Raw genomic sequence first — 21,528 nt, 5'->3', positions numbered from 1 at the left:
ATTATCGAGCTGGCATTGCATCAAGCGTGACCTGTGTTGGGTTAGCAATTTGATTAATACTCAGATTAATAAAACCATTAATGACCACTTTACTATCTGGGGTCAAGCCTTTGCTGATCTCGACATACTTTTCAAAGCGCTGACCCAGGCTAATATCTTGACGTTGTGCTCGCATAGCATTATCCAAAATAAAAACATAATCACCCACTTGATCCGTCATTACAGCAGTCTTAGGCAACAGCAAAGCCTGCCTTGGTGAGCCATACTGAGCCATAACTCGTGCATATAAACCAGGGATTAACTCGTAACTCTCATTTTTGAAGATTGCCCGCAATTGCAAGGACCCAGTCTCTGTAGAAATCAAATTAGCGGCGTAATCCAAAACACCTTCAAAAGGATATCCAACCTCCCCTTGAAGACCGGCATAAATGGGCAGAGTATTTACTTCAGACTTACGCTCTGCGTTTGTATCTTGACCCTTTTGAAACTTTAAGTAATCCCTCTCATTAATAGAGAAGTACACATAAATGGGTGAGATCTGCTGAATAGTAGATAGTTGCACACCCTTTGTAGTGGAATCTAAATAGGTACCGACATCCAATAAGTGTCTTCCCATGAGCCCATCAAATGGCGCCCTGATTTCGGTATAGCCCAAATTAATCTTTGCGAGCGTTAAATTAGCCTCCGCTTGCTGGTATTGCGATAAAGCCTTATCAACAGCTGCTTGCGAGGTTGCATTCTCTTTGAGCAAAGATTTTTGACGGCCATATTCAAGCTTCGCTTCGGTATAAATTGCCTGTTTTAATTTCACCTCTTGTATATATTGGTCTTGCTCAATGACAAACAGAAGATCACCCTTCTTCACCATCGCTCCGTCAGCAAAACCAATCTTAGTAAGGTAGCCCTTAACACGTGCATCCAAGTTCACTGTGAGGTATGGGTCCACTAGGCCATCAAAGGTCGCAAAACTGTGGATCTCTTGAGACAGTGGTTGAGCGGTTGTCACTGGAATTGGGGTCTGTTTAATTTCTTTGCCACAAGATTTCAAACAAATCAACGCAATCAAAGCAACAAGAACTAATAAAGAAACCCCAATTGTGCGTGGTGAAAGTTTCTTCTTAAGAATAGGAATCTCAACCGCGCTTAGCTTTACTAGGAATGCATTCCATTTTCCTAAGAGCGATCCCCAAAGAGTCACAAGCATCCCCCACAAGGGCAGCAGAAAAAGTTTGGCTTTTATTAATAGTTCTTTCATGGCGCAGCACTTCCCTGAGTCGGCGGAGTTGTTATATTTGATGGTGTATTTAATTTATCCGGCACTGTAGTTTGTGTGGGCTTTAATGGATCAGGAGCATCTACCAAAAACTTGCCAGCCTTCACCGTCAATGGATCACCTGTCCTGGTGAGAACAGAACCCCAATCTGTTCGGTCGGTCATGTCAGCAACCATCTGGTCTGGCAACTTAGGGGGATTCATGTCCGCAGTCCAACCGCCACCAAGCGCTTTAAATGCACCCACATATCCAATGAGCTCGTTTGATGAGGTTTGGACTAGGGAGTTTTGGATATTTAATAGATTCTGCTGTGCAGTGATCACCGTGGTGTAATCATTCTGCCCCGCCTTATAACGCTCAAGGGCTAAATCTGCAGCACTTTGCGCTGCTACCACACCGCGAGTTAAATCCTCTTTTGAACTTTTGGTAGTCGAGATAGTAATGAGTGAATCTTCAACTTCTTTCTGAGCATTCAGGACTTGATTTTGGTAGGCCAAGAGGCTCTGCTGGAAAATAGCATCCTGCACGCGGACTTGATCCACAATTGCGCCTCTATAAAACAGTGGCAAGTAAAGTCCGGCGTTTACTCCAGAAGAGTTGTTGCCCCAACTAAATAAATTGGCAGAAGATAAAGTTCCGTAATTTGATGTGGCATAACCAAAGATGCCGCCCAAGGTAAATGTTGGAAACAGTTGCGCCTTGCTTACACCAATCAAGGCAGACTTAGAAGCAGCGTCAAATTCGGCCTGCAGAACATCTGGGCGGCGACGCAATAAATCCCTTGGCATACCAACGCCAAGCTCAGATGGAGGCGTCAGACTTCCCTTAGTGTTTCCGTAAGTCTTTTCATAGTACTCAGGAGGCTCACCCAGCAAAATACTCATGGCATGCTGGTTTTTCTTTAAATTCGCAATCAAAGCAGGAATCTGCGCCTTAGTTTGCTCATACTGGGCTTGCGCTTGACTAAGGTCCAACATCGAGGTGGCACCGTATTTAAAGCGCGCACCTGCAATACGCAAACTTTCTTTTTGCAAGGCGAGATTGGTTTTAGCAACCATGATCAGCTCTTCATAGTTGCGAATATTGATGTAAGTATTAGCAACATCCGCAGTTAAAGACACATCTGCCGAGTAAAAGGCTGCAACCCCAGATAAATAAGACGTCAATGAACTTTGAATTCCGCGACGACTCTTGCCCCAAAAATCAATCTCCCAACTCATTTGAACTAAAGCATTTTTAGAGACTAGATTATTGGAATCATTAATTGCCTCTTGTATTGCGCTGTTTCGATTATTGGAATAGGAGGCACTTAGATTTAGGGTTGGTAACAATGCGGCATCACTCACACCCAGTTGTGCCTGCAGTTGGTATATCCGTAGAGCGGTTTGTTGCAAAGTGAGGTTTTGCGCAGTAGCTTGCTTCAGCAAGACATTGAGCGTTGGATCATTAAAGCTTTTCCACCACTCTACTGGGTCCAGAATCTTGTTTGAGTTTTCGCCCAAAGATTCGGTAAATTCAGTTTGAGCTGTTGATTTATATTGATCTACCGCCTTAACAGGGGGTCTTGCAAAATCTGGACCAACCATCATGCAACCAGCAAGCATCAAAGTGCCGGAAATAATAAGTGCATGGGTAATCGTGTTTCTAGTTAATGGCATTCAAGAGCTTAATCTTTAAACTGATGGCTTCGTCTAAGGGCGGAAATTATCGATATTAATCATAAGGATAAAGCAAGATTCAGAATGCTGGGCTAGTGTAAGCCCTAGGCTTACGGTTTAAGACTTTTGGATCTGCGCAATCACCGGAGCGTGATCTGAAGGCTGCTCCCAGGCTCTAGGTACTTTATCTACCGTGCTAGCACTGCATCTTCCCTTGAGCGCCTCACTCAGCAAGATGTGATCAATACGCATGCCGGCGTTTCTTCTGAAACCCATCATGCGGTAATCCCACCAACTAAAAGTTTTCGGAGCCTGCTCAAACATTCTGAATGAATCATGGAGGCCAAGCTTAATCAGGTCTTGAAACGCTTCTCGTTCTGGTGGTGAAACAAGGTTTTGCCCTTCCCATGCTTTAGGGTCATGAACATCTTCATCTGCCGGAGCAATATTGAAGTCGCCCAAGAGTGCTAAGCGTTCGTTCTGTTGGAGCTCTTCTGTTAACCAAGTTTGTAATGCCTTCAACCAACCTAGTTTGTATTGAAACTTATCGCTATCGGGCGATTGCCCATTAGGAAAATAGGCCGATACCAGTCTCATCGGTTTCGTACCAGCAAAGCAGACTGTCGCCGCGAGGATGCGCTGCTGCTCATCTTCGTAGTTGGGTATGTTTCTAGTGGGCTTCAGAAAGGCTGTTTCTATGTCTGAAGCGATAGGTGCGAGTGCCGCTTTACGCAAAATGATCGCAACGCCGTTATAAGTCTTTTGACCAGCAGCTAAGCTTAAGTAACCCGCAGCTTCCAACTCTTGATGGGGGTACTTATCATCCATAAGCTTAAGCTCTTGCAAGCAAAGCGCATCAATCGGTTGTTTCTTGCTTTCTTGGTCTTGTAGCCAACGAAGCACTTGTGGAAGGCGAACTTTTAGGGAGTTCACATTCCACGCGGCTATTCGAACCGAATCAGTCATCAATACCGAGCTCTTGCAACTTACGGGTAATCGTATTACGCCCAATACCTAGACGCTGAGCGGCCTCTACTCTTCTGCCGCGAGTAACCTCTAATGCCGCCTGCAATACCGCCTTTTCAAAACGTGCGGTCAAGGCATCAAAAACTTCTTTATCACCATCTTGCAACATCTTGACAGCCAGACGCCCTAAACCATTCTCCCAGTCACCTACAGCAACCTTGGCAGCAACGGGATTACTTGGCGAAGACTCGCCGTGAATAACGATGGGTTGTGCACTCGCTTCCGAAACAATATCAGCCGGGAGATCGCTTACACCGATTACGTTTGCAGAGGTCATTACCGTTAACCAGTGACATAAGTTCTCTAATTGACGTACATTTCCCGGAAATGGCATTACGCTCATTTCTTTTAAGACTTCATCGGATAATTTTTTAGGTTCAACGCCCAAAGACTTCGCACAACTCAACATGAAATGTCTAGCTAACATTGGAATGTCTTCACTACGCTCACGCAATGAAGGCATACGCAAACGAATCACATTCAAACTATGCAACAAGTCTTCACGGAAGAAACCGGCAGCTACTCTCGCATCCAAATTTTGATGAGTTGAAGCAATGATCCGAACATTCGCTTTAATCGGGTCTTGTCCACCGATGCGATAAAAATGTCCGTCAGTCAGAACGCGGAGTAAACGGGTTTGAAGATCAAAAGGTAAATCACCAACCTCACCCAAGAATAGAGTACCGCCGTCAGCCTGCTCAAAACGGCCTCGACGCAAGGTCTGAGCGCCCGGGAAAGCACCGCGCTCGTGACCAAATAACTCAGACTCCAACAAATCCTTTGGCACAGCTGAAGTACTTAAGGAGACAAATGGCCCTTTGGCGCATGGACTGTGCTTATGCAAGGCATGAGCAACCAACTCTTTGCCAGTACCAGATTCACCAGTAATCAGCACTGTGGCGTTAGATTGCGCTAAACGTCCAATGGCGCGGAAAATTTCCTGCATTGCTGGTGCTTGTCCAATAATCTCAGTAGCGTCTTGCCTCCACGCGGTTAACTCTTTCGCACCAGAGTCATTACGGATGCCCTGCTCTACCGCACGATGAATTAATTCAATCGCCTTTTCGACATCAAAAGGTTTGGTGAGATATTCAAAGGCGCCACCTTGAAATGAGGAAACAGCAGAGTCTAAATCAGAATACGCCGTCATGATGATGACCGGTAAATTCGGATGACTTGCTTTCACGTGCTGCAATAAATCCAAGCCGTTACCACGTGGCATACGGATATCAGAAATCAGCACCTGAGGAGATTCTTTTTCGAGGGCATTGAGCACATCATTTGGATTAGAAAAGCTCTTATGGGGAATATTCTCACGCGCTAGAGCTTTTTCTAAGACCCAACGAATAGATTGATCATCGTCAACGATCCAAATTGGTTTCATGATGCTTTCTCCTGCCTACGGTATGGAATTTGAATATGAAAATCGGTGCGCCCTGGACGGCTATTGCAAGCGATAGACCCCTGGTGCTGCTGTACAAAGGTTTGCGCCAGGGTAAGACCAAGTCCACTACCACCCTCTCTCCCTGAAACTAGTGGGAAGAAGATGCGCTCAATAATTTCTTCAGGAATACCTGGGCCGTTGTCAATCACATGCAGATCCATGGCTAATTTGTAGCGATGCTTTGCAATCGTGACTGAACGTGCCACACGGGTCTTAAGCTCAATTTGTGCAACACCACTGCTAATCTCTTCAGAGAGAGCTTGTGCAGCGTTATGCACAATATTTAAGGTTGCCTGAATCAATTGCTCCCGGTCGCCCAAGACATCGGGCAGACTTGTATCGTAGTTACGAATAATTCGTAAACCTTTTGGAAACTCTGCCAAGACTAGACTACGCACGCGCTCTAATGCTTCGTGCACATTGAAGGATTCCATCACATGCGCCTTGCGATGCGGCGCTAAGAGACGATCAACCAAGGTCTGTAGACGATCTGACTCTTTAATAATGACTTGCGTGTACTCGCGCAAGTCTTTGTCTGGTAACTCAAACTCTAATAGCTGCGCTGCCCCACGAATACCACCCAATGGGTTTTTAATCTCGTGAGCCAAATTACGCATTAATTGTTTATTTGCCTCTACCTGCTGCGTCACGCGTTCGTCGCGCTCACTACGCAACTGTTGATCAATCGGAAACCACTCCATCATGATCAGGGCGGGATCCTCCAAAGCCGCAACAACTACATGCGCCGGAATAGAATCCTGATGAATGCTACCCGGCAATGAATGTAATACCATTTCTTGGCGTTGGGCCAATACATGACCCTGTTTCACCTCAGAAATCATGTCACTTAATGCTAAGTTGTCGCCAAATAAGTTGTGCACAGATTGACCCTCAAGTGATTTACGCGAGAGGTCCAGGGCTGACTCAGCAGCCGGGTTCACGTATACCAATTGTTGGTTCTCAGCCTCAAATACCACGATGGCATTGGGCATCTGATCAAGCAATGTCGGAAAAAAAGGAGCAGCCGTAGCTGCTCCCTTGAACGAATTGCGCAACAGACCTGCGCTCAAGTTCTCTCCTTCGCTTACAGGGAGTAGTACATATCAAATTCGATTGGATGGGTAGTCATACGGAAACGTGTGACATCTTCCATCTTCAAATTGATATATGCATCAATCATAGATTCAGTAAATACTCCACCGCGAGTCAAGAACTCGTGATCTTTCTTCAATGCGTCCAATGCCTCTTCCAAGCTTGCACAAACGGTTGGGATCTTTGCATCTTCTTCTGGCGGCAAGTCATACAAGTTCTTGTCAGCAGCTTCGCCTGGATGAATCTTGTTTTGAACACCATCCAAACCAGCCATCATCAATGCAGAGAAGCAGAGGTATGGGTTAGCCAATGGATCTGGGAAACGAGTTTCAATACGACGGCCCTTGGGATTAGGAACGTGTGGGATGCGAATTGAAGCAGAACGGTTACGTGCTGAGTAAGCCAATTTCACTGGAGCCTCAAAGCCTGGAACCAAACGCTTGTATGAGTTTGTACCTGGGTTAGTAATTGCATTCAATGCTTTAGCGTGCTTGATGATGCCGCCAATGTAGAACAATGCAAACTCAGACAAACCTGCGTAGCCGTTACCAGCAAACAAGTTCTCGCCGTTTTTCCAAATAGATTGGTGAACGTGCATACCAGAGCCGTTATCGCCAACTACTGGCTTAGGCATGAATGTTGCTGTTTTTCCATAAGCATGAGCAACGTTCTGAATAACGTACTTTTGCCAGATAGTCCAGTCAGCGCGTTGTACCAATGTGCTGAACTTAGTACCCAATTCGTTTTGGCCTTGGCCTGCAACTTCATGGTGATGAACTTCTACTGGAATGCCCAATGACTCAAGAATCAAGCACATTTCAGAACGCATATCTTGGAATGTATCTACAGGAGCAACTGGGAAGTAACCGCCTTTTTTACCTGGACGGTGGCCAGTGTTGCCGCCTTCGATTTCTGCACCAGATGACCATGGGGCTTCTTCGGAATCAATCTTCACGAAGCAACCCTGCATGTCAGCACCCCAACGCACGCCATCAAAAATAAAGAACTCTGGCTCTGGACCAAAGTAAGCAGCATCACCTAAGCCAGTGCTCTTCAAATAGGCTTCAGCGCGCTTAGCGATAGAACGTGGGTCGCGATCGTAACCTTTGCCATCAGCTGGCTCGATAACGTCACATGTGAGAACCAAAGTTGGCTCTTCATAGAATGGATCGATATAAGCGGCTGTTGGATCTGGTCTGAGCAACATGTCTGAGGCTTCAATACCTTTCCAACCAGCAATAGAAGAGCCGTCAAATGCATGACCGCTCTCAAATTTGTCTTCGTCAAAAGCAGAAATAGGAACTGTCGTGTGCTGCTCTTTACCCTTTGTATCTACAAAGCGGAAATCAACGAAAGTACATTCTTTCTCTTTAACCAACTTCATCACATCAGCGACGGTCTTCGTCATGCAAATCTCCTCTATTAACTAAATTCGGAATCAAAACTTAAGGCATACACCCTTGTTTATTCCAGGCACCAAACATGCCTACTGGATGTATGTAATTTACTGAAGCAAACAAACGGGAACACTCATTATTGCACTGTTTAAGTGCTGAAATACCCCTCATACAGGCTTAAATACCCCTATTTGCACCTCTTTAGTGCAATTAAGCTTGGCTGATGTCATGGATTTCGTAACCCAGCTCTTGGGTACCTGCTCTCAAGGCAATCCAAGCGCTTTCTAAAAGGTTGGCATTGCCCTTTATCCCCAGTTCAATATGACGCTGAGCATAAACGCCCCCTTTAAAGGCATCACCGACAGAAGGGAGACTAAAGACCTTCACCCCCGGAAAATTAGCCTCTATGCGCTCCATTAAGGGGGTTAAGGTAGATTCAACTCCCTTAGGAACAATGAAGCTTTGCTCTGCCCAATTTTCTTGATGGAATAGATCCTTGTAATAAGTATCTAAGCACCAAGCCATCATCGGCGCAGCCATTACCGGAAAGCCGGGTACAAAGTGATGCTCCTGTATCCGAAATCCTGGAATTTGGTTGTATGGGTTTGGAATAATTTCACTACCAATGGGGAACTCCCCCATCTTGAAGCGATGTTGATTTTCAGGAGTACTTAAATCTGACTTGATGGGATCACCTTCAGCCATCGACTGAATACGACCAGCAATTAATTCTTGCGCAGCTGGATGTAACTGAGTTTTTGTTCCGAGAGCAAGTGCCGCACATTGACGGGTGTGATCATCCGGGGTGGCACCAATGCCGCCAGTACTAAATACGACATCACCACTCGCAAAACTATCTTTGAGTGTTGCGGTAATTTGCTCGGGATCATCAGCAACGTATTTAGCCCATGCAAGACTGAGGCCGCGCTCATTGAGCAGCTCAATAAGCTTACTCATATGCTTATCCTGACGACGGCCTGACAAGATCTCATCACCAATTACGATTAAACCAAAGCGACGTTGGACTTTGTTTGGCATTTCTATTTCGACTTTTTTCATTGCATCAACCATGGTAAGGCAACTCCATATCAACAACGCGAGATTGCACTGTGAGCGCTTGATCCAACTCTTCTTCTCTCAATTCTTTGAGCGCATCTAATAAGAAGTAGCTAAACCACAAAGCAGCAAACACAAAAATCAGAGAATAAATCCAAAGGGCTATAAAGCTCACTATTGGAAACAACACCAAAGCCAATGCGGAGGTAGCCCAGAAGAAGGTTGGCACTGCGCCCAACATCCCTGATGCAATACCCATACAGAACAAAGGCCAGCGATACTTTTGAAGCAGAAGATCGCGCTCTTCTGCGCTAGCATGCTTTGCCAGAACGTCATACGACATCAAACGCATCGTTAGCCACCCCCATAGCAATGGAGGCAAGACAGCCACTAAGGGAGGAACCCACCACACAGGTAAGGTGAGCATCACTAATGCAAGACAAATGAGGGCTGACCATAGGCTGTAGATCAAACTGCCAAAGAAACCGCCGCCCTTCTTGCGCTCTAGATCCTGAAATTGTGACTGCCTAGAGGCAATCTTCACAATCGAGGGTACCGTTGAAAACGCAATAAAGACTAACAAGCTAATCGTAATCAAAGGGATGATTAGCATGACAAAAAATAATGGCGCAATCCATGCCCTGGCATTTTCAAAGCCCGCCCACACTAAACCCTCTTGTATCCAACTAGTAAAGACAGAAGTTGTTAGAAAGATGCTTAATGTTTCTAATGCTGGAGTCCATGTGAGCCAAATGAGGCAACCCCATAAAACTGAGACGATCAAAAATGGCCTGAAGCTCAGCCATAACATTCGCGGATGCATGGTTCCAACTAATGCCATGCCAAACGATTTAAATACTTGCGGTAATCCGACCATACAACTCCTATTGACGGCAGACTTGTAGTCTACTTAGGCTTGAATTCTTTAATGGCACGCACCAAGCTTTGCCATTGTTGAGTGAGGATATTTTCTGAAACAGTTAAATTTCTGACACCCGTAGGATAGACCTCTTTAGTGAAGATGGCGGTTCCGAATAACATATCCCACCACGGAAACAAAATACCAAAATTACAACCGCCCAATACGCCAGGTTTACCTATTGCCTCATGCCCATAGCCCACAGCATGATGCATACGGTGAAACATTGGGGATACCAATAGGTACTTAGCAGACCCTAAGTGAACCTTAATATTGGCATGCTGCCAACTTTGAATAAATTGACTTAGCGCAATCAACATGATGAATTGTCCTGGCGATACACCAATCAACAGCGCGAAAAAAGACATGATTGCTGCTCGCATCACATCATCCAGAATGTGACTACGATTATCGGACCAGGCCGTCATCACTGTTTGACTATGATGCAAGGCATGCAATTGCCACCACCAGTTAAACGCATGCGAAGCGCGGTGATAAAGAAAATCAACAAAGTCCAGAATGATGAGATAGATTACGAAGCTAACGACGGGAACTGATGTCACACCTGGCCACCAGGACTCTACATTCAGGCGATCAAAACGGAAATCATGCAGGATGGAATCAATCTCAAAAAAGAATCCAGATAAGCATATAAAAATCAAGCCATGAAATATTCCCAGACGATGAAATAAGGTGTACAGAATATCCGCCCTACTCGACTTTGAAAATCGCTCTTGCTTTTCTGCTGGGGCTAGACGCTCCCACGTTCTTAATACAACCAGAATTAAGAAGAGCTGAACACAACCAAACAAGAACCAATCGATTCCATCAAATACATCCTCAGCCCAAGACATTAAATCGAATTGGTACAGAATCGGACCCACTACATTAGCAAACAGAAACTCCTGAACGCTGGCGTAAGCATTCGCAATCATGGAGGTGACGATAGTGAGGTCCATGCTTTATTTTGACTGATTTGCTGAATCTTTGGGTAGCAACCCAAAACAGAAACCACGGCCCTTCAGGTTAACAATCAACTGCTCCAAAACCGCAGGTGCCCATGGATCTTTTCTAGACCAAATACCCAAGTGAGCCATGGTGATATCGCCATCCTTTAGATCTCTACTCGCTTTGTCCAACAGAAGATGATTGGGATGCTTCTCGGAATTCAATTCATCCCCCAAGAAGCCAGCAGGTGCCCAGCCAATATGCTGATAACCACACATATCGCCGATGCGAATCAAAGTAGGCGAAGTTTTACCCCCTGGAGCACGCCAGATTTTCTGCAGCGGCTGATTTGTCATTTCTTGAAAGCGCTGATCAACCCGACGAATCTGCTTACACATTGCCGCTTCGTTATATAAAACGGTTTCCCCAGCCTTTGGACCAAATTGCGGTTTCTCAAAAACCTGTCCCTTAGGGCCATCCTTTATAAAGTAATCATGGTCGTAAGTATGACTACCAAAATGATTGCCTTCCTTTGCTAATTGCTGCCAAAAGGGTTTCCAAGAATCATCCAAGGCAAAGTCGCCGCGGTAAGTTTTTTCATTGGCCAAGAAAAAAGTAGCCTTTACGTTTTGCCGCTTGAGAATCTCAGCCACTTTTTCAGCCACTGACATATTGCCAGTATCAAAGGTGAGATAAACCTGCTTGCTGCATTGAGCAGATTGGGCAATAACGCCCATTGAAAAACAGCCGAGCATAAGCACGGCTGCGACACGGATGAATACCTTATGACTTTGGCGGCTCATGCTGAGGGTTACTCCCATCCAGCCCTTGGAGTGAAAAACACACCATGTGGTGACTTACCAACCGGAATCACCGTTACCAACTTCATTGTTGGGATATCAATTACCCCAACCTTTTTAGAAAAGCGGAAAGTGACCCACATCGTTTTACCATCTGGAGTAATTTCCATATCGTCTGGGCCAGCTGGCAGTCCTGTGATGTCGCCCACCTTCTCCAAGGTTTGCATATTGATCAAGCTGATCGTAGAAGCAATACGGTTGCTTACAAATACATGCTTTTTGTCCCCTAAAGGACGGAAGTTATGGGCACCCTTCCCTGTAGGGATACGCTTTACTTCTTTGCGATTTTTCCAATCAATTACTTGTACATAGTCTTCGCCCGTAATACCCACTAAGAGGAATTGATCACCAGGCGTCATCCACAAACCAGCAGGCACTTTACCCGTGGGCATGACCCACAATACATTTTGTGTTTCAAGATCTATTGCGGCAAGTTCACTAGAGTCTTGCAAAGTAATAAATGCAATTTTGCTATCCGATGTAAAAGCAATATGACTAGGTGTCTTACCTAGCTTTACGGTCTTAGCCAATTTAAGATTTGCACTGTCGGCAGCATAAATATCCACTCGATCCAAGCGATTGCCATTAGCTATAAACCATTTGTGGTTTGGGGAGTAACCGATTTGGTATGGATCAATAATGTTCGGAATCTTGCCAGTCAACTCACCCGTAGTTGGATTCATCAATACAACATCATTACCTGCAGCATTGGCAATCAATAGCGATTTTTGATCAGGGGTCATCATGAGGTGATGAGGTTCCTTACCAACCGAGATTGTTTTAATAACCTCACGCGTGTTCATATCGATCAAACTGACAGATGCAGAACCGGAATTCAGAATCACCGCCAACTTGGGTTGATTTGCAGGAGTTGTTGAGGCTACGGGACTAGCGGTTTGCCCAAAAGCGGTTTGATTGGCAACCAGAAGCGCCAATAATGCAGAGGCCGCGATTGTGCGAAAACCTCTAATCTTGATAAATTTGTACATCCCTCCATTGTAAGCAATTGGGGAGACAGAATAAGCCTCCAAATCCAGTGGATATGCTTTGGATTTGACCTAGCGCAAGCTTGTTAAAACCTTTTCGAGCCGCTTTAAGGACATAGGGGTTGGGGTTTTGAGCTCTTGAGCATACAAAGCCACCCTCAACTCTTCCAACTGCCAACGAAAATCCGTTAAAGCCTGATCCTCAGCCATCGCATAAGAGGCAGACCCCTTGTTACCTTGCATCAGCTTTTGCCACGGACGAGCAACCGATTCCCAATCCTTTTGGCATTGGGCATCACGACTAGGGTTTGATCGCAATTTATCAATTCGCATCGCAATTGCTTTTAAGTAGCGTGGCACATGCACCAATTGCGAATACGGTATCTCAGCCACGAACTTAGGGAAGATCAATCCCTGCATCTGCGCTTGTATATCCGTGTAGGCGCTTGGCGAAGCCGCTTTTGCACTAGCAATCTTTTTCTGCAAATCTGCATGGGCTTGCAATGCATTTAATGCGTGGCGAGAAATCTCTTGGGCAATAAGTGCCAATCTCGGTTTTCCGGCTTGAAGGCGCTCGGCGAATTGCTCTGCATTCACTGGAAGTTGCTCAGCCATAAAAGCACGCTCAAGGGCAATATTCAGAATCTGATCAATCAAGCCCTCTACCGATCCCACATTGATAAATAGCAAACCCAATTCACGTATACCGGGCAATTGTTTTTGCAGGGCTTTGAGCGTATCTTTATTACTCAGCGCAAATAAGCGACGTAGTCCTAAAGCATGCTGTTTGCGAGCCTCCTCTAAATCATCAAATACCTCAAGATCACAAAAATCACCGCGATCCACTAGAGCGGGGTAACCAAATAAAGTTTTATTTCCCTTCTGAATCTCTAAGGTTTCTGGCAACTCGCCAAACTCCCAAGTGCGGTATCCGCCCTGTTCGATCTTACGAGTCGCATCAGGGTTAGTCGTGTGAGATTTAGATTTTTCGTCTCTTGGTGGCTCCACTCCCAACTCAACCTGAGCAGTCTCTTGAGCAATGGCCTGGAAGGCATTACGGGCGGTCTGCCCATACTCTGAACGTAAGCGAGCCAAGTTGCGCTCTACCTCGAGCTGGCGTCCATGTTCGTCAATCAAACGGAAATTCATCGAGGAATGGAGTGGCAATGCCTCTGGCCTAAAGTCTGTGCGTTTAATTTCTAAGCCGCGCTCTTTGCGAATATCACCGATCAGACTATCCAGAAAGTCCCCAACGCCAAATTGCTTTTCTTCTAACTTACGCTCAAGAAAGGACTTTGCATAATCTGGCAACGGCACGCAATGGCGCCTTAATTTCTGCGGAAGTGATTTAAGGAGGAGCAATACCTTCTCTTCACACATACCAGGGACAAGCCATTCGCAACGACGCCCATCCACTTGATTAAGCTGGGTTAAAGGAACAACCAGAGTCACGCCGTCCTTTGGGCTGCCAGGCTCGAAGTGATAGGTGAGACTCAGCTGTGCACCACCGACCAACATCGTCTTTGGATAGCGATCCACTGTGATACCAGCGGCTTCATGGCGCATCAAGTCCGCTTTTTCTAGGCGAAGTTGAGTATCAAGATCTTTTTCGGTATTTCTGTCTTTCGTTAGCCATGCTTTAAGACTTTCACGACTACGCACTTCCTTAGGTATTCGAGATTCATAAAAAGCGAATAGCAACTCATCATCTACCAATACATCGGGCCGACGAGAGCGATGCTCTAAAGCTTCGATTTCTTTAATCAAGCGGCGGTTATGCCAAAAGAATCCAAACACATTAGGATATTTTTTCTTGGCATCAGCTTCTGTTTCACGCTGGAGCGCAGGGGTATCCATGCGCCCAAACATTTCTTCCTGCACCAGGGCTTGGCCAATAAATAACTCCCTAGTTTCCTCGGGATTGTGTGGTTCATATCGAACCCTACGGCCATGATAAATCGGCAAGCCATACAAAGTGCCCCGCTCAAAAGCCATCACCTCACCCTGACGGTTATCCCAGAAAGGATCACTAAGGGATTTAATCAGACGATGCGCAGCAACACGCTCCACCCATTGCGGCTCAATCTTCGCAATCGTTCTGGCATACATGCGATTCGTTTCTTGCAGCTCTCCAGCTAGGATCCAGGCGCCTGCCTTTTTGCCAATAGTAGAACCAGGCCAAATGAATGGACGAATACCACGCGCGCCTACGTAACCACCTGTTTTGCTATTGCGATCTTGAGATTTTTCGTCTTCTTCTTTTTTGGCTACATATCCGAGCAGGCCTGTTAATAAAGAAAGGTGTACCTGCTCATATGTTGCGGCCAAAGAATTTTCTTTCCAGCCCTTCTCGCCCAGCATGGTGTGCAGTTGACCATGAACATCGCGCCATTCACGCAAGCGACGTGGTGACAGAAATTTACTTTTGCACAGATTCTCAAGTTGTCGATTGCTATGTTTGTGTTGTAAGGCATCTTGATACCAATTCCAGAGTTTGACGAAACTCAGAAACTCAGAGCGTTCATCAGCAAACTGAAGGTGGGCTTGATCGGCGGCGGCAGCTTGGTCCATGGGGCGATCACGCGGGTCTTGCGTAGCTAAAGCAGATGCAATGATGGTGACTTCCTTTAAGGCATTCTGCTCTTTAGCAGCTAAGAGCATTCTGCCAATGCGCGGATCAAGGGGTAAGTCTGCTAATTGTTTGCCAATGGCCGTGAGCTTAAAGCTGTTATTAATATCCTTGCCATCTGCAGGCTCTGATTCATCAAATTCAATTGCGCCTAATTCGTCTAGAAGTTGCACGCCATCGGCAATCGCTCTACCCAAGGGTTTATCAATGAAGGGGAAATGCTGGATCTTGGGTAAGCGTAAGGAGCTCATGCGCAACAGCACTGCAGCTAATGAGCTACGCAATATCTCTGGATCAGTAAATTTAGGCCGTCCTAGATAATCTTGCTCGCCATATAAGCGAACACAGATGCCATCGGATACACGTCCGCAACGCCCTGCCCTTTGATTGGCAGCAGCTTGCGAGATGGGTTCAATTTGTAGCTGCTCTACCTTATTGCGATAGGAGTAGCGTTTGACTCTCGCTAGACCACTATCGATCACATACCGAATGTTCGGTACTGTTAACGAGGTCTCCGCAACGTTGGTTGTCAGAATAATTCGTCGTCCATTGCCTGGGCTAAAGACCCTCTCTTGCTCAGCGACGGATTGACGAGCAAATAAACTCAGAATCTCGGGATGAAAGCGTTGCTGCAAGACATGGTCTTTACGCAAGGCTTCTGCGCAATCGCGTATCTCACGCTCGCCCGGCAAGAAGACCAATACGTCTCCTGCGCCCGCTGCTCCTTCTCGCCATAAGCTGGCGATCTCTTCCGTCACCGCATCCGGGATTTCCTTGGCAGTTTTGGATTCTTTTTTGCCATCTGGTTTGGCATCCGGCTCCAGCGGTGCATAACGTTGCTCTACCGGAAACAATCTACCGCTGACTTCGATAACGGGTGCTACCTTGCCATTAATGGCAAAGTGCTCGGCAAAACGCTGGGCATCGATGGTTGCCGAGGTGATGATCAGCTTGAGATCTGGACGCTTTGGCAGCAGCTGGCGCAGATATCCCAATAAGAAATCAATGTTCAGACTACGTTCATGCGCTTCGTCAATGATGAGCGTGTCATAAGCACGTAACTGAGGGTCGCGTTGAGTCTCTGCTAGCAAGATGCCGTCGGTCATCAGTTTGATAGAAGCGGTATGGCTAGTCTTATCAGCAAAGCGAACTTGGTAGCCCACATCTTGGCCAATGGGCGAACCTAGCTCTTGGGCGATACGCTTGGCCGTAGCGGTGGCTGCAATCCGGCGAGGTTGAGTATGGCCAATGAGCTTGCCGCCATTAATCGTGCCTCGCCCCAGATCCAAACAGATCTTCGGAAGCTGGGTAGTCTTGCCCGAGCCAGTCTCACCGCACACAATCACCACCTGGTGGCTCAGCAGGGCATCCTTGATCAGCTGACGCTGACCAGAGACCGGCAATTCCTCCGGAAACCGAATTTCTAGCCGGCGTGAGGTGTTGGAAGCAGGCACAGGCCGTGGCATTGCTTTGGGTTTTTGTTGGTTTATAGGCTCTTGCACCCTATAATTTTCTCACTATGCCAACAAATGCACCGAACCAGGCCTTAATGGCCGAAGAAACGACCTCCAACTTCCCTTTCGTAGGGTGGTTGCGCGATGTTGCGCCCTACATTCATAGCTTCCGCGAGAAGACCTTTGTGATCGCCTTTGCGGGTGAACTTGTCCAAGAAATCGGCCTTGAGAATCTGATTGAAGATATCGCCATGCTCCATGCCATGGGTATGCGCATTGTTTTGGTTCACGGCATCCGCCCACAGATTGAAGAGCAGTTGATGCTCCGGAATATTAAAAGCAAGTTTGGCAAGAGCGCCTTGCACAGCTATCGGATTACTGATGCTGCCGCACTAGAGTGCGTTAAAGAAGCTGCCGGTGAATTGCGCCTCGATATTGAGGCAGCATTTAGTCGTGGCTTACCAAATACTCCAATGGCTGGCTCACGTATTTCTGTGATCTCAGGAAACTTTATTACTGCAATGCCTGTGGGTGTTGTTGAAGGCACTGATTACATCCATACTGGTTTGGTGCGCAAAGTTGACTCTAGCTCTATTAGACAGTCTCTTGATAGCAATAAGATTGTGTTGCTGTCTCCTTTAGGTTTCTCACCAACAGGCCAAGCGTTTAATCTGGCATACGAAGATGTAGCTGCATCCACTGCCGCAGCTCTTAAAGCGGATAAGTTAATCTTCCTGAGTCCATATGCCGGCCTTAAAGATAATGAAGGTGATTTCATCACCGAGCTGTCTATGCCGCAACTGCAAGAATATATTGCGCAGAATAAAGACATGGATCTTGGCATGAAGGGTCTACTGAATACTGCTGGTAGAGCGATTCGGGCTGGTGTTAGCCGTGTTCACTTCCTACCTTGCAATCAAGATGGCGCACTTTTGGAAGAACTCTTCACCCACGATGGTATTGGCATGATGCTGGCCTCATCTGATATCGAGAACTTGCGTGAAGCCAACCAAGATGACGTTGGCGGTATCTTGCAATTAACCATGCCTTTAGAAGATGAAGGCATCTTGGCGGCACGTGGTCAAGATGTGATTGAGCGTGATATTCAGCGCTTCTCAGTAATTGAGCATGACCGCGTTCTCTTCGGTTGCGCTGCCCTCTTCCCATTCCCCAATGGTGTTGGTGAATTAGCCTGTCTTGCTGTTGATCCGGATGTTCAAGGTTCAGGCGACGGCGAACGTCTTTTAAAGCGTGTTGAAATGCGCGCCAAGCAAGAAGGCATCAAAAAATTATTTGTTCTCACTACTAGAACTGAGCACTGGTTCTTAAAGCGTGGCTTTAAACGGGCAACGGTCGATGATCTGCCTGAAGAAAGAAAACAAATTTATAACTGGGACCGCAAGTCCATGGTTTTAACTAAAGATCTATAAGTAATTTAAGAAACTGAAGAAATACTAGAAAGGTATTACAGATGGCACGCATGGTTCAATGTATCAAACTCAATAAAGAAGCTGAGGGAATGGATTTTGCCCCGCTTCCAGGCGAGCTAGGTAAGAAGGTTTGGAATCAAGTCTCTAAGGAAGCTTGGGCAGCTTGGTTAAAGCACCAAACCATGCTCATTAATGAAAACCGCCTCAACATGGCAGACCCGCGTGCACGTCAGTACCTCCTAAAGCAAGTAGAAAAGTACTTCTTTGAGGGTGGTGCTGATATGGCTCAAGGTTACGTTCCGCCTGCAGACTAAGTAAATATAGTTTGCAAATAAAGTTTGCCGTGTTGCAGCATGTGATTTATTGAAAAATATATTTTGAATTGCTGTTGACACTGCCAACGATAAGCGTAGGATGAAGCTGTGGTGAGACAGAAGTAGTGTCCCACTCACATTGGCGAAAGCCACTAAAGATGAGTGCATCTGTGCACTCATAGATGTCGGAACTAATTACCTTCCGATTATCTGCGCCATGCATACCATGGCAGACAAACCCGATGGGCATACCCCGTCGGGTTTTTTAATTTCTACAGCGCAATTCTTTCAACGCCAGCAGCGTTACTGACCAACAGAATATTGGCTTTTTCTTTAGCAAATAGACCAACAGTGATCACACCAGCGATCTGATTAATTTGCGTCTCCATCTGAATAGGGTCAGCAATCTTCAGGCCAGCTATATCTAAGATCCAACCACCGTTATCGGTGACAAAAGGCTCGCTGGGAGTTTGATTGAGATCAGCCCTAGTGCTCTTTGCCAGACGTAGGGTAACTTTTCCGCCTAATTTCTCCAACTCACGACTCACAACGCCTTTTGCAAGAGGAATGATTTCTACTGGCAATGCAAAGTTGCCTAGCACTGGCACTTGTTTTGATGAATCGCAGATGCAGATGAATTGCTTTGCCATGGAGGCAATAATTTTTTCTCTGGTAAGCGCTCCGCCGCCGCCCTTAATCATATGTCCCAAAGGATCGATTTCATCTGCGCCATCAACATAGGCTGGCAGACCTTGCACATCATTTGGGTCTAGCACCTTAAAACCATGTTTGAGCAAGCGCTCAGTGGTCGCGTTAGAGCTCGATACCGTGCCCGCAAAATGATCCCTATGTGGAGCAAGTGCATCAATAAAGCAATTGGCAGTCGAGCCTGTACCAACACCCAAAACCTGCCCAGCGGGTAATTTGAGAACTTCGTCTCTAGCTGCCTCGCCCACCATTTGCTTTAGTTGATCTTGGTTCATATAGCTATCAAATGCCTTTACTGGAACTGAGTAATTAATCCATCTATCATATGATATCTATCAGAAAACCATCCTAGAGCAGCGAGTAAGCCCATGAATAGCACCCCTTCTTCACTAAGCCAACTTGAGCAACTCAAGAAACTGACCACGGTTGTGGCTGATACAGGCGATTTTGAGCGCATGCAGGCTTTTCAGCCGCAAGATGCGACTACCAACCCTTCGCTGATCCTGAAGGCTGCACAGCAAACCAATTACCAGGATTTAGTGCAGTCAGTCAAAGCAGCCCATCCAGGCATGAACCCAACCGACTTAGTCGATTACATTTTGGTTGCATTTGGCTTAGAGATTTTGAAAATTGTGCCGGGTCGCGTTTCTACTGAGGTGGATGCCAGACTTTCCTTCGATACAAAAGGAACGGTTGTTAAAGCCAAGCATTTAATTGCCCTTTATGAGTCTCATGGCATCGATCGCAAACGCATTTTGATTAAATTAGCTGGCACATGGGAAGGTATTGCTGCTGCCAAGGAATTAGAGGCGCAAGGCATTCATTGCAATATGACATTACTTTTTTCCCTCATACAAGCTGCTGCATGTGGAGCCGCCAATGCGAAACTTATTTCTCCATTTGTGGGTCGTATTACCGATTGGAATAAAGCCAAGTTAGGTACCAACTGGAGTGATAGCGCAAATGGTGGAGCGAATGATCCTGGCGTGACTTCCGTTAAGAGAATTTTTCACTATTACAAGCACTTTGGTATCCCTACTGAAATCATGGGGGCTAGCTTCAGAAATACCAGTCAGATACTAGAGTTAGCTGGTTGTGATCTTTTGACTATTAGCCCAGAGCTATTGGCTGAACTTCAAAGCAGAAATGCATCAGTTGAGATAAAGCTAATTCCCGCTAATGCCCAAGCCGCGCTTCAGACAGAGGGTATAACACCCTTAAAGCTTGATGAATCTAGTTTCCGCCTGCAGCTCAACAATGATGCAATGGCTACCGAGAAACTGGCTGAAGGGATTCGGAACTTCTGCGTAGATACTGAGAAGCTGGAAGCGCTACTAGCTAAGTAATTACTTCTTGGCGGTATTAATGCCTAGTATTGAATAAGCAGGGCAATTACCAATCATTCCTGTGATGAGGGGAATGACGCCAATCCAAGCCCATGGACCAGTAATACCAAAACCAGCCAAGCCCATCAGCGTGATGCCGACAGTCATTCGTAGAACGCGATCAGTATGTCCGATATTGCATTTCATAAGAAGCCTTTCGTTTTACTTAGCAGCTTTGTCAGTTACCTTATTTACTTACTTTAGCTAGGCGCTGTCTTAATGCCTCATATAAGCATACGCCACTTGCAACGGACACATTCAAACTGGATACAACACCTTGCATCGGTATTCGAACCAATTCATCACAGTTTTCCTTGGTAAGGCGACGCATCCCCTCGCCCTCAGCACCCATCACGATCCCAATAGGACCTGTGAGGTCAATGTCATAGATCGATTTTGTGGCTTCGTCATCGGTACCAATCAACCAAACACCCGCTTCCTGCATTTCTTTCATACTGCGTACGAGATTGGTCACCGTAATGACTGGCATCACTTCTGATGCCCCACTAGAGACCTTGCTAACGGTGGCATTAACCGATGCAGAGCGATCTTTAGGAACTACTACAGCATCTACGCCCGCACCATCTGCTACACGCAAGCAAGCACCAAAGTTATGGGGATCAGTAATGCCATCCAAAACCAGAAATAATGGCTTTTTCTGAGCACCCTCAGCATCTTCAACCACTTCAGTAACAGTGCGTGCCACAGTCATTTTTTCAGCCAAGGCCACAACACCTTGGTGGCGATCATGTCCTGTCAGCTTATGCAAACGCTCAGCATCAGCGGCATGTAAACGCTCACCTAAAATCTCTTCAGCTTGTTTTAAAAAATCCCCCATACGTCTATCACGACGACCGGAGTCAAAGTACACAGACTTCAAACTGTCTGGATCAACTCGTAAGCGCGCTTGCACCGCATGAAAACCTACTAATATTTGCTTCATTTTCTT

General features: G+C 46.2%; 18 protein-coding genes. 3 read left to right on the top strand and 15 right to left on the bottom strand.

The features are described from left to right. Position 1: 1 nt before the first annotated feature. The 12 genes from ICE90_RS05330 to hrpA form a co-directional block, all read right to left on the bottom strand. Positions 2-1,204 carry an efflux RND transporter periplasmic adaptor subunit gene (locus ICE90_RS05330; RefSeq protein ID WP_216191263.1) on the bottom strand — a complete coding sequence of 401 codons (1,203 nt, stop codon included), beginning with the start codon at positions 1,202-1,204 and terminating at the stop codon, positions 2-4. Between the two features lie 47 nt (positions 1,205-1,251). After that, positions 1,252-2,931, bottom strand: a complete 1,680-nt coding sequence (locus tag ICE90_RS05325) for an efflux transporter outer membrane subunit (RefSeq protein WP_215321867.1) — start codon at positions 2,929-2,931, stop codon at positions 1,252-1,254. Between the two features lie 117 nt (positions 2,932-3,048). Beyond that, positions 3,049-3,897: an exodeoxyribonuclease III gene (gene xth, locus ICE90_RS05320; RefSeq protein WP_215321866.1), complete on the bottom strand. Its 849-nt coding sequence runs from the start codon at positions 3,895-3,897 to the stop codon at positions 3,049-3,051. Further along, the gene (ntrC, locus tag ICE90_RS05315; RefSeq protein WP_216191261.1) at positions 3,890-5,341 is read right to left on the bottom strand and encodes a nitrogen regulation protein NR(I); all 1,452 of its coding nucleotides are present in this window, start codon (positions 5,339-5,341) and stop codon (positions 3,890-3,892) included. The genes xth and ntrC overlap by 8 nt, the downstream gene beginning before the upstream one ends. Further along, entirely contained in the window at positions 5,338-6,471 is a 1,134-nt protein-coding gene (glnL, locus tag ICE90_RS05310) for a nitrogen regulation protein NR(II) (protein WP_216191260.1), read from the bottom strand. The genes ntrC and glnL overlap by 4 nt, the downstream gene beginning before the upstream one ends. Positions 6,472-6,485: 14 nt before the next feature. After that, complete coding sequence (gene glnA, locus ICE90_RS05305; RefSeq protein ID WP_215361531.1) at positions 6,486-7,901, bottom strand: type I glutamate--ammonia ligase; 1,416 nt, start codon at positions 7,899-7,901, stop codon at positions 6,486-6,488. Positions 7,902-8,100: 199 nt separating this feature from the next. After that, a complete protein-coding gene (locus tag ICE90_RS05300; protein WP_255533299.1) occupies positions 8,101-8,949 on the bottom strand; it encodes a molybdopterin-binding protein in 849 nt (282 codons plus the stop codon). A gap of 4 nt (positions 8,950-8,953) precedes the next feature. Then, positions 8,954-9,823, bottom strand: a complete 870-nt coding sequence (locus ICE90_RS05295) for an EI24 domain-containing protein (RefSeq protein ID WP_216191258.1) — start codon at positions 9,821-9,823, stop codon at positions 8,954-8,956. Between the two features lie 29 nt (positions 9,824-9,852). Beyond that, positions 9,853-10,824, bottom strand: coding sequence for a sterol desaturase family protein (locus ICE90_RS05290; protein ID WP_216191257.1), 972 nt, complete (start codon positions 10,822-10,824; stop codon positions 9,853-9,855). 3 nt (positions 10,825-10,827) lie between these two features. Next, entirely contained in the window at positions 10,828-11,616 is a 789-nt protein-coding gene (locus ICE90_RS05285; protein WP_216191256.1) for a polysaccharide deacetylase family protein, read from the bottom strand. 8 nt (positions 11,617-11,624) lie between these two features. Next, complete coding sequence (locus ICE90_RS05280; RefSeq protein ID WP_255533298.1) at positions 11,625-12,662, bottom strand: cytochrome D1 domain-containing protein; 1,038 nt, start codon at positions 12,660-12,662, stop codon at positions 11,625-11,627. Between the two features lie 69 nt (positions 12,663-12,731). After that, positions 12,732-16,754: an ATP-dependent RNA helicase HrpA gene (gene hrpA / locus ICE90_RS05275; protein ID WP_216863826.1), complete on the bottom strand. Its 4,023-nt coding sequence runs from the start codon at positions 16,752-16,754 to the stop codon at positions 12,732-12,734. Between the two features lie 53 nt (positions 16,755-16,807). Here hrpA and argA point away from each other — a divergent pair, with 53 nt between their 5' ends. After that, positions 16,808-18,172, top strand: coding sequence for an amino-acid N-acetyltransferase (argA, locus tag ICE90_RS05270; RefSeq protein WP_216191253.1), 1,365 nt, complete (start codon positions 16,808-16,810; stop codon positions 18,170-18,172). Positions 18,173-18,213: 41 nt separating this feature from the next. Beyond that, on the top strand, positions 18,214-18,486 hold the full coding sequence (locus ICE90_RS05265) for an oxidative damage protection protein (protein WP_215359870.1): 273 nt from the start codon (positions 18,214-18,216) through the stop codon (positions 18,484-18,486). Between the two features lie 272 nt (positions 18,487-18,758). Here ICE90_RS05265 and rpiA read toward each other — a convergent pair whose 3' ends face one another. Next, positions 18,759-19,469, bottom strand: coding sequence for a ribose-5-phosphate isomerase RpiA (rpiA, locus tag ICE90_RS05260; protein ID WP_216191251.1), 711 nt, complete (start codon positions 19,467-19,469; stop codon positions 18,759-18,761). A gap of 93 nt (positions 19,470-19,562) precedes the next feature. On the opposite strand from rpiA, the gene tal reads away from it, so the two are divergent. Next, complete coding sequence (gene tal, locus ICE90_RS05255) at positions 19,563-20,540, top strand: transaldolase (RefSeq protein WP_216191249.1); 978 nt, start codon at positions 19,563-19,565, stop codon at positions 20,538-20,540. Here the strand turns inward: tal and ICE90_RS05250 are convergent, their stop codons facing one another. Next, entirely contained in the window at positions 20,541-20,726 is a 186-nt protein-coding gene (locus ICE90_RS05250) for a DUF2892 domain-containing protein (protein ID WP_072582189.1), read from the bottom strand. A 40-nt stretch (positions 20,727-20,766) separates the two neighbouring features. Continuing rightward, the gene (rlmB, locus tag ICE90_RS05245; RefSeq protein ID WP_216191247.1) at positions 20,767-21,522 is read right to left on the bottom strand and encodes a 23S rRNA (guanosine(2251)-2'-O)-methyltransferase RlmB; all 756 of its coding nucleotides are present in this window, start codon (positions 21,520-21,522) and stop codon (positions 20,767-20,769) included. Positions 21,523-21,528 lie beyond the last annotated feature (6 nt).

Origin of the sequence: Polynucleobacter sp. AP-RePozz3-80-G7 (assembly GCF_018882145.1) — a bacterium.
Taxonomy (GTDB): Bacteria; Pseudomonadota; Gammaproteobacteria; order Burkholderiales; family Burkholderiaceae; genus Polynucleobacter.
This window is presented reverse-complemented; position numbering and strand designations above follow the sequence as displayed.

Coding starts and splice junctions, on each gene's coding strand:
- argA (WP_216191253.1), top strand. CDS start 16,808: ATGCCAACAAATGCACCGAACCAGGCCTTAATGGCCGAAGAAACGACC.
- ICE90_RS05300 (WP_255533299.1), bottom strand. CDS start 8,949: ATGAAAAAAGTCGAAATAGAAATGCCAAACAAAGTCCAACGTCGCTTT.
- ICE90_RS05265 (WP_215359870.1), top strand. CDS start 18,214: ATGGCACGCATGGTTCAATGTATCAAACTCAATAAAGAAGCTGAGGGA.
- ICE90_RS05290 (WP_216191257.1), bottom strand. CDS start 10,824: ATGGACCTCACTATCGTCACCTCCATGATTGCGAATGCTTACGCCAGC.
- ICE90_RS05285 (WP_216191256.1), bottom strand. CDS start 11,616: ATGAGCCGCCAAAGTCATAAGGTATTCATCCGTGTCGCAGCCGTGCTT.
- rpiA (WP_216191251.1), bottom strand. CDS start 19,469: ATGAACCAAGATCAACTAAAGCAAATGGTGGGCGAGGCAGCTAGAGAC.
- hrpA (WP_216863826.1), bottom strand. CDS start 16,754: ATGCCACGGCCTGTGCCTGCTTCCAACACCTCACGCCGGCTAGAAATT.
- glnA (WP_215361531.1), bottom strand. CDS start 7,901: ATGACGAAGACCGTCGCTGATGTGATGAAGTTGGTTAAAGAGAAAGAA.
- rlmB (WP_216191247.1), bottom strand. CDS start 21,522: ATGAAGCAAATATTAGTAGGTTTTCATGCGGTGCAAGCGCGCTTACGA.
- tal (WP_216191249.1), top strand. CDS start 19,563: ATGAATAGCACCCCTTCTTCACTAAGCCAACTTGAGCAACTCAAGAAA.
- ICE90_RS05295 (WP_216191258.1), bottom strand. CDS start 9,823: ATGGTCGGATTACCGCAAGTATTTAAATCGTTTGGCATGGCATTAGTT.
- ICE90_RS05325 (WP_215321867.1), bottom strand. CDS start 2,931: ATGCCATTAACTAGAAACACGATTACCCATGCACTTATTATTTCCGGC.
- ICE90_RS05280 (WP_255533298.1), bottom strand. CDS start 12,662: ATGTACAAATTTATCAAGATTAGAGGTTTTCGCACAATCGCGGCCTCT.
- ICE90_RS05330 (WP_216191263.1), bottom strand. CDS start 1,204: ATGCTTGTGACTCTTTGGGGATCGCTCTTAGGAAAATGGAATGCATTC.
- ntrC (WP_216191261.1), bottom strand. CDS start 5,341: ATGAAACCAATTTGGATCGTTGACGATGATCAATCTATTCGTTGGGTC.
- xth (WP_215321866.1), bottom strand. CDS start 3,897: ATGACTGATTCGGTTCGAATAGCCGCGTGGAATGTGAACTCCCTAAAA.
- ICE90_RS05250 (WP_072582189.1), bottom strand. CDS start 20,726: ATGAAATGCAATATCGGACATACTGATCGCGTTCTACGAATGACTGTC.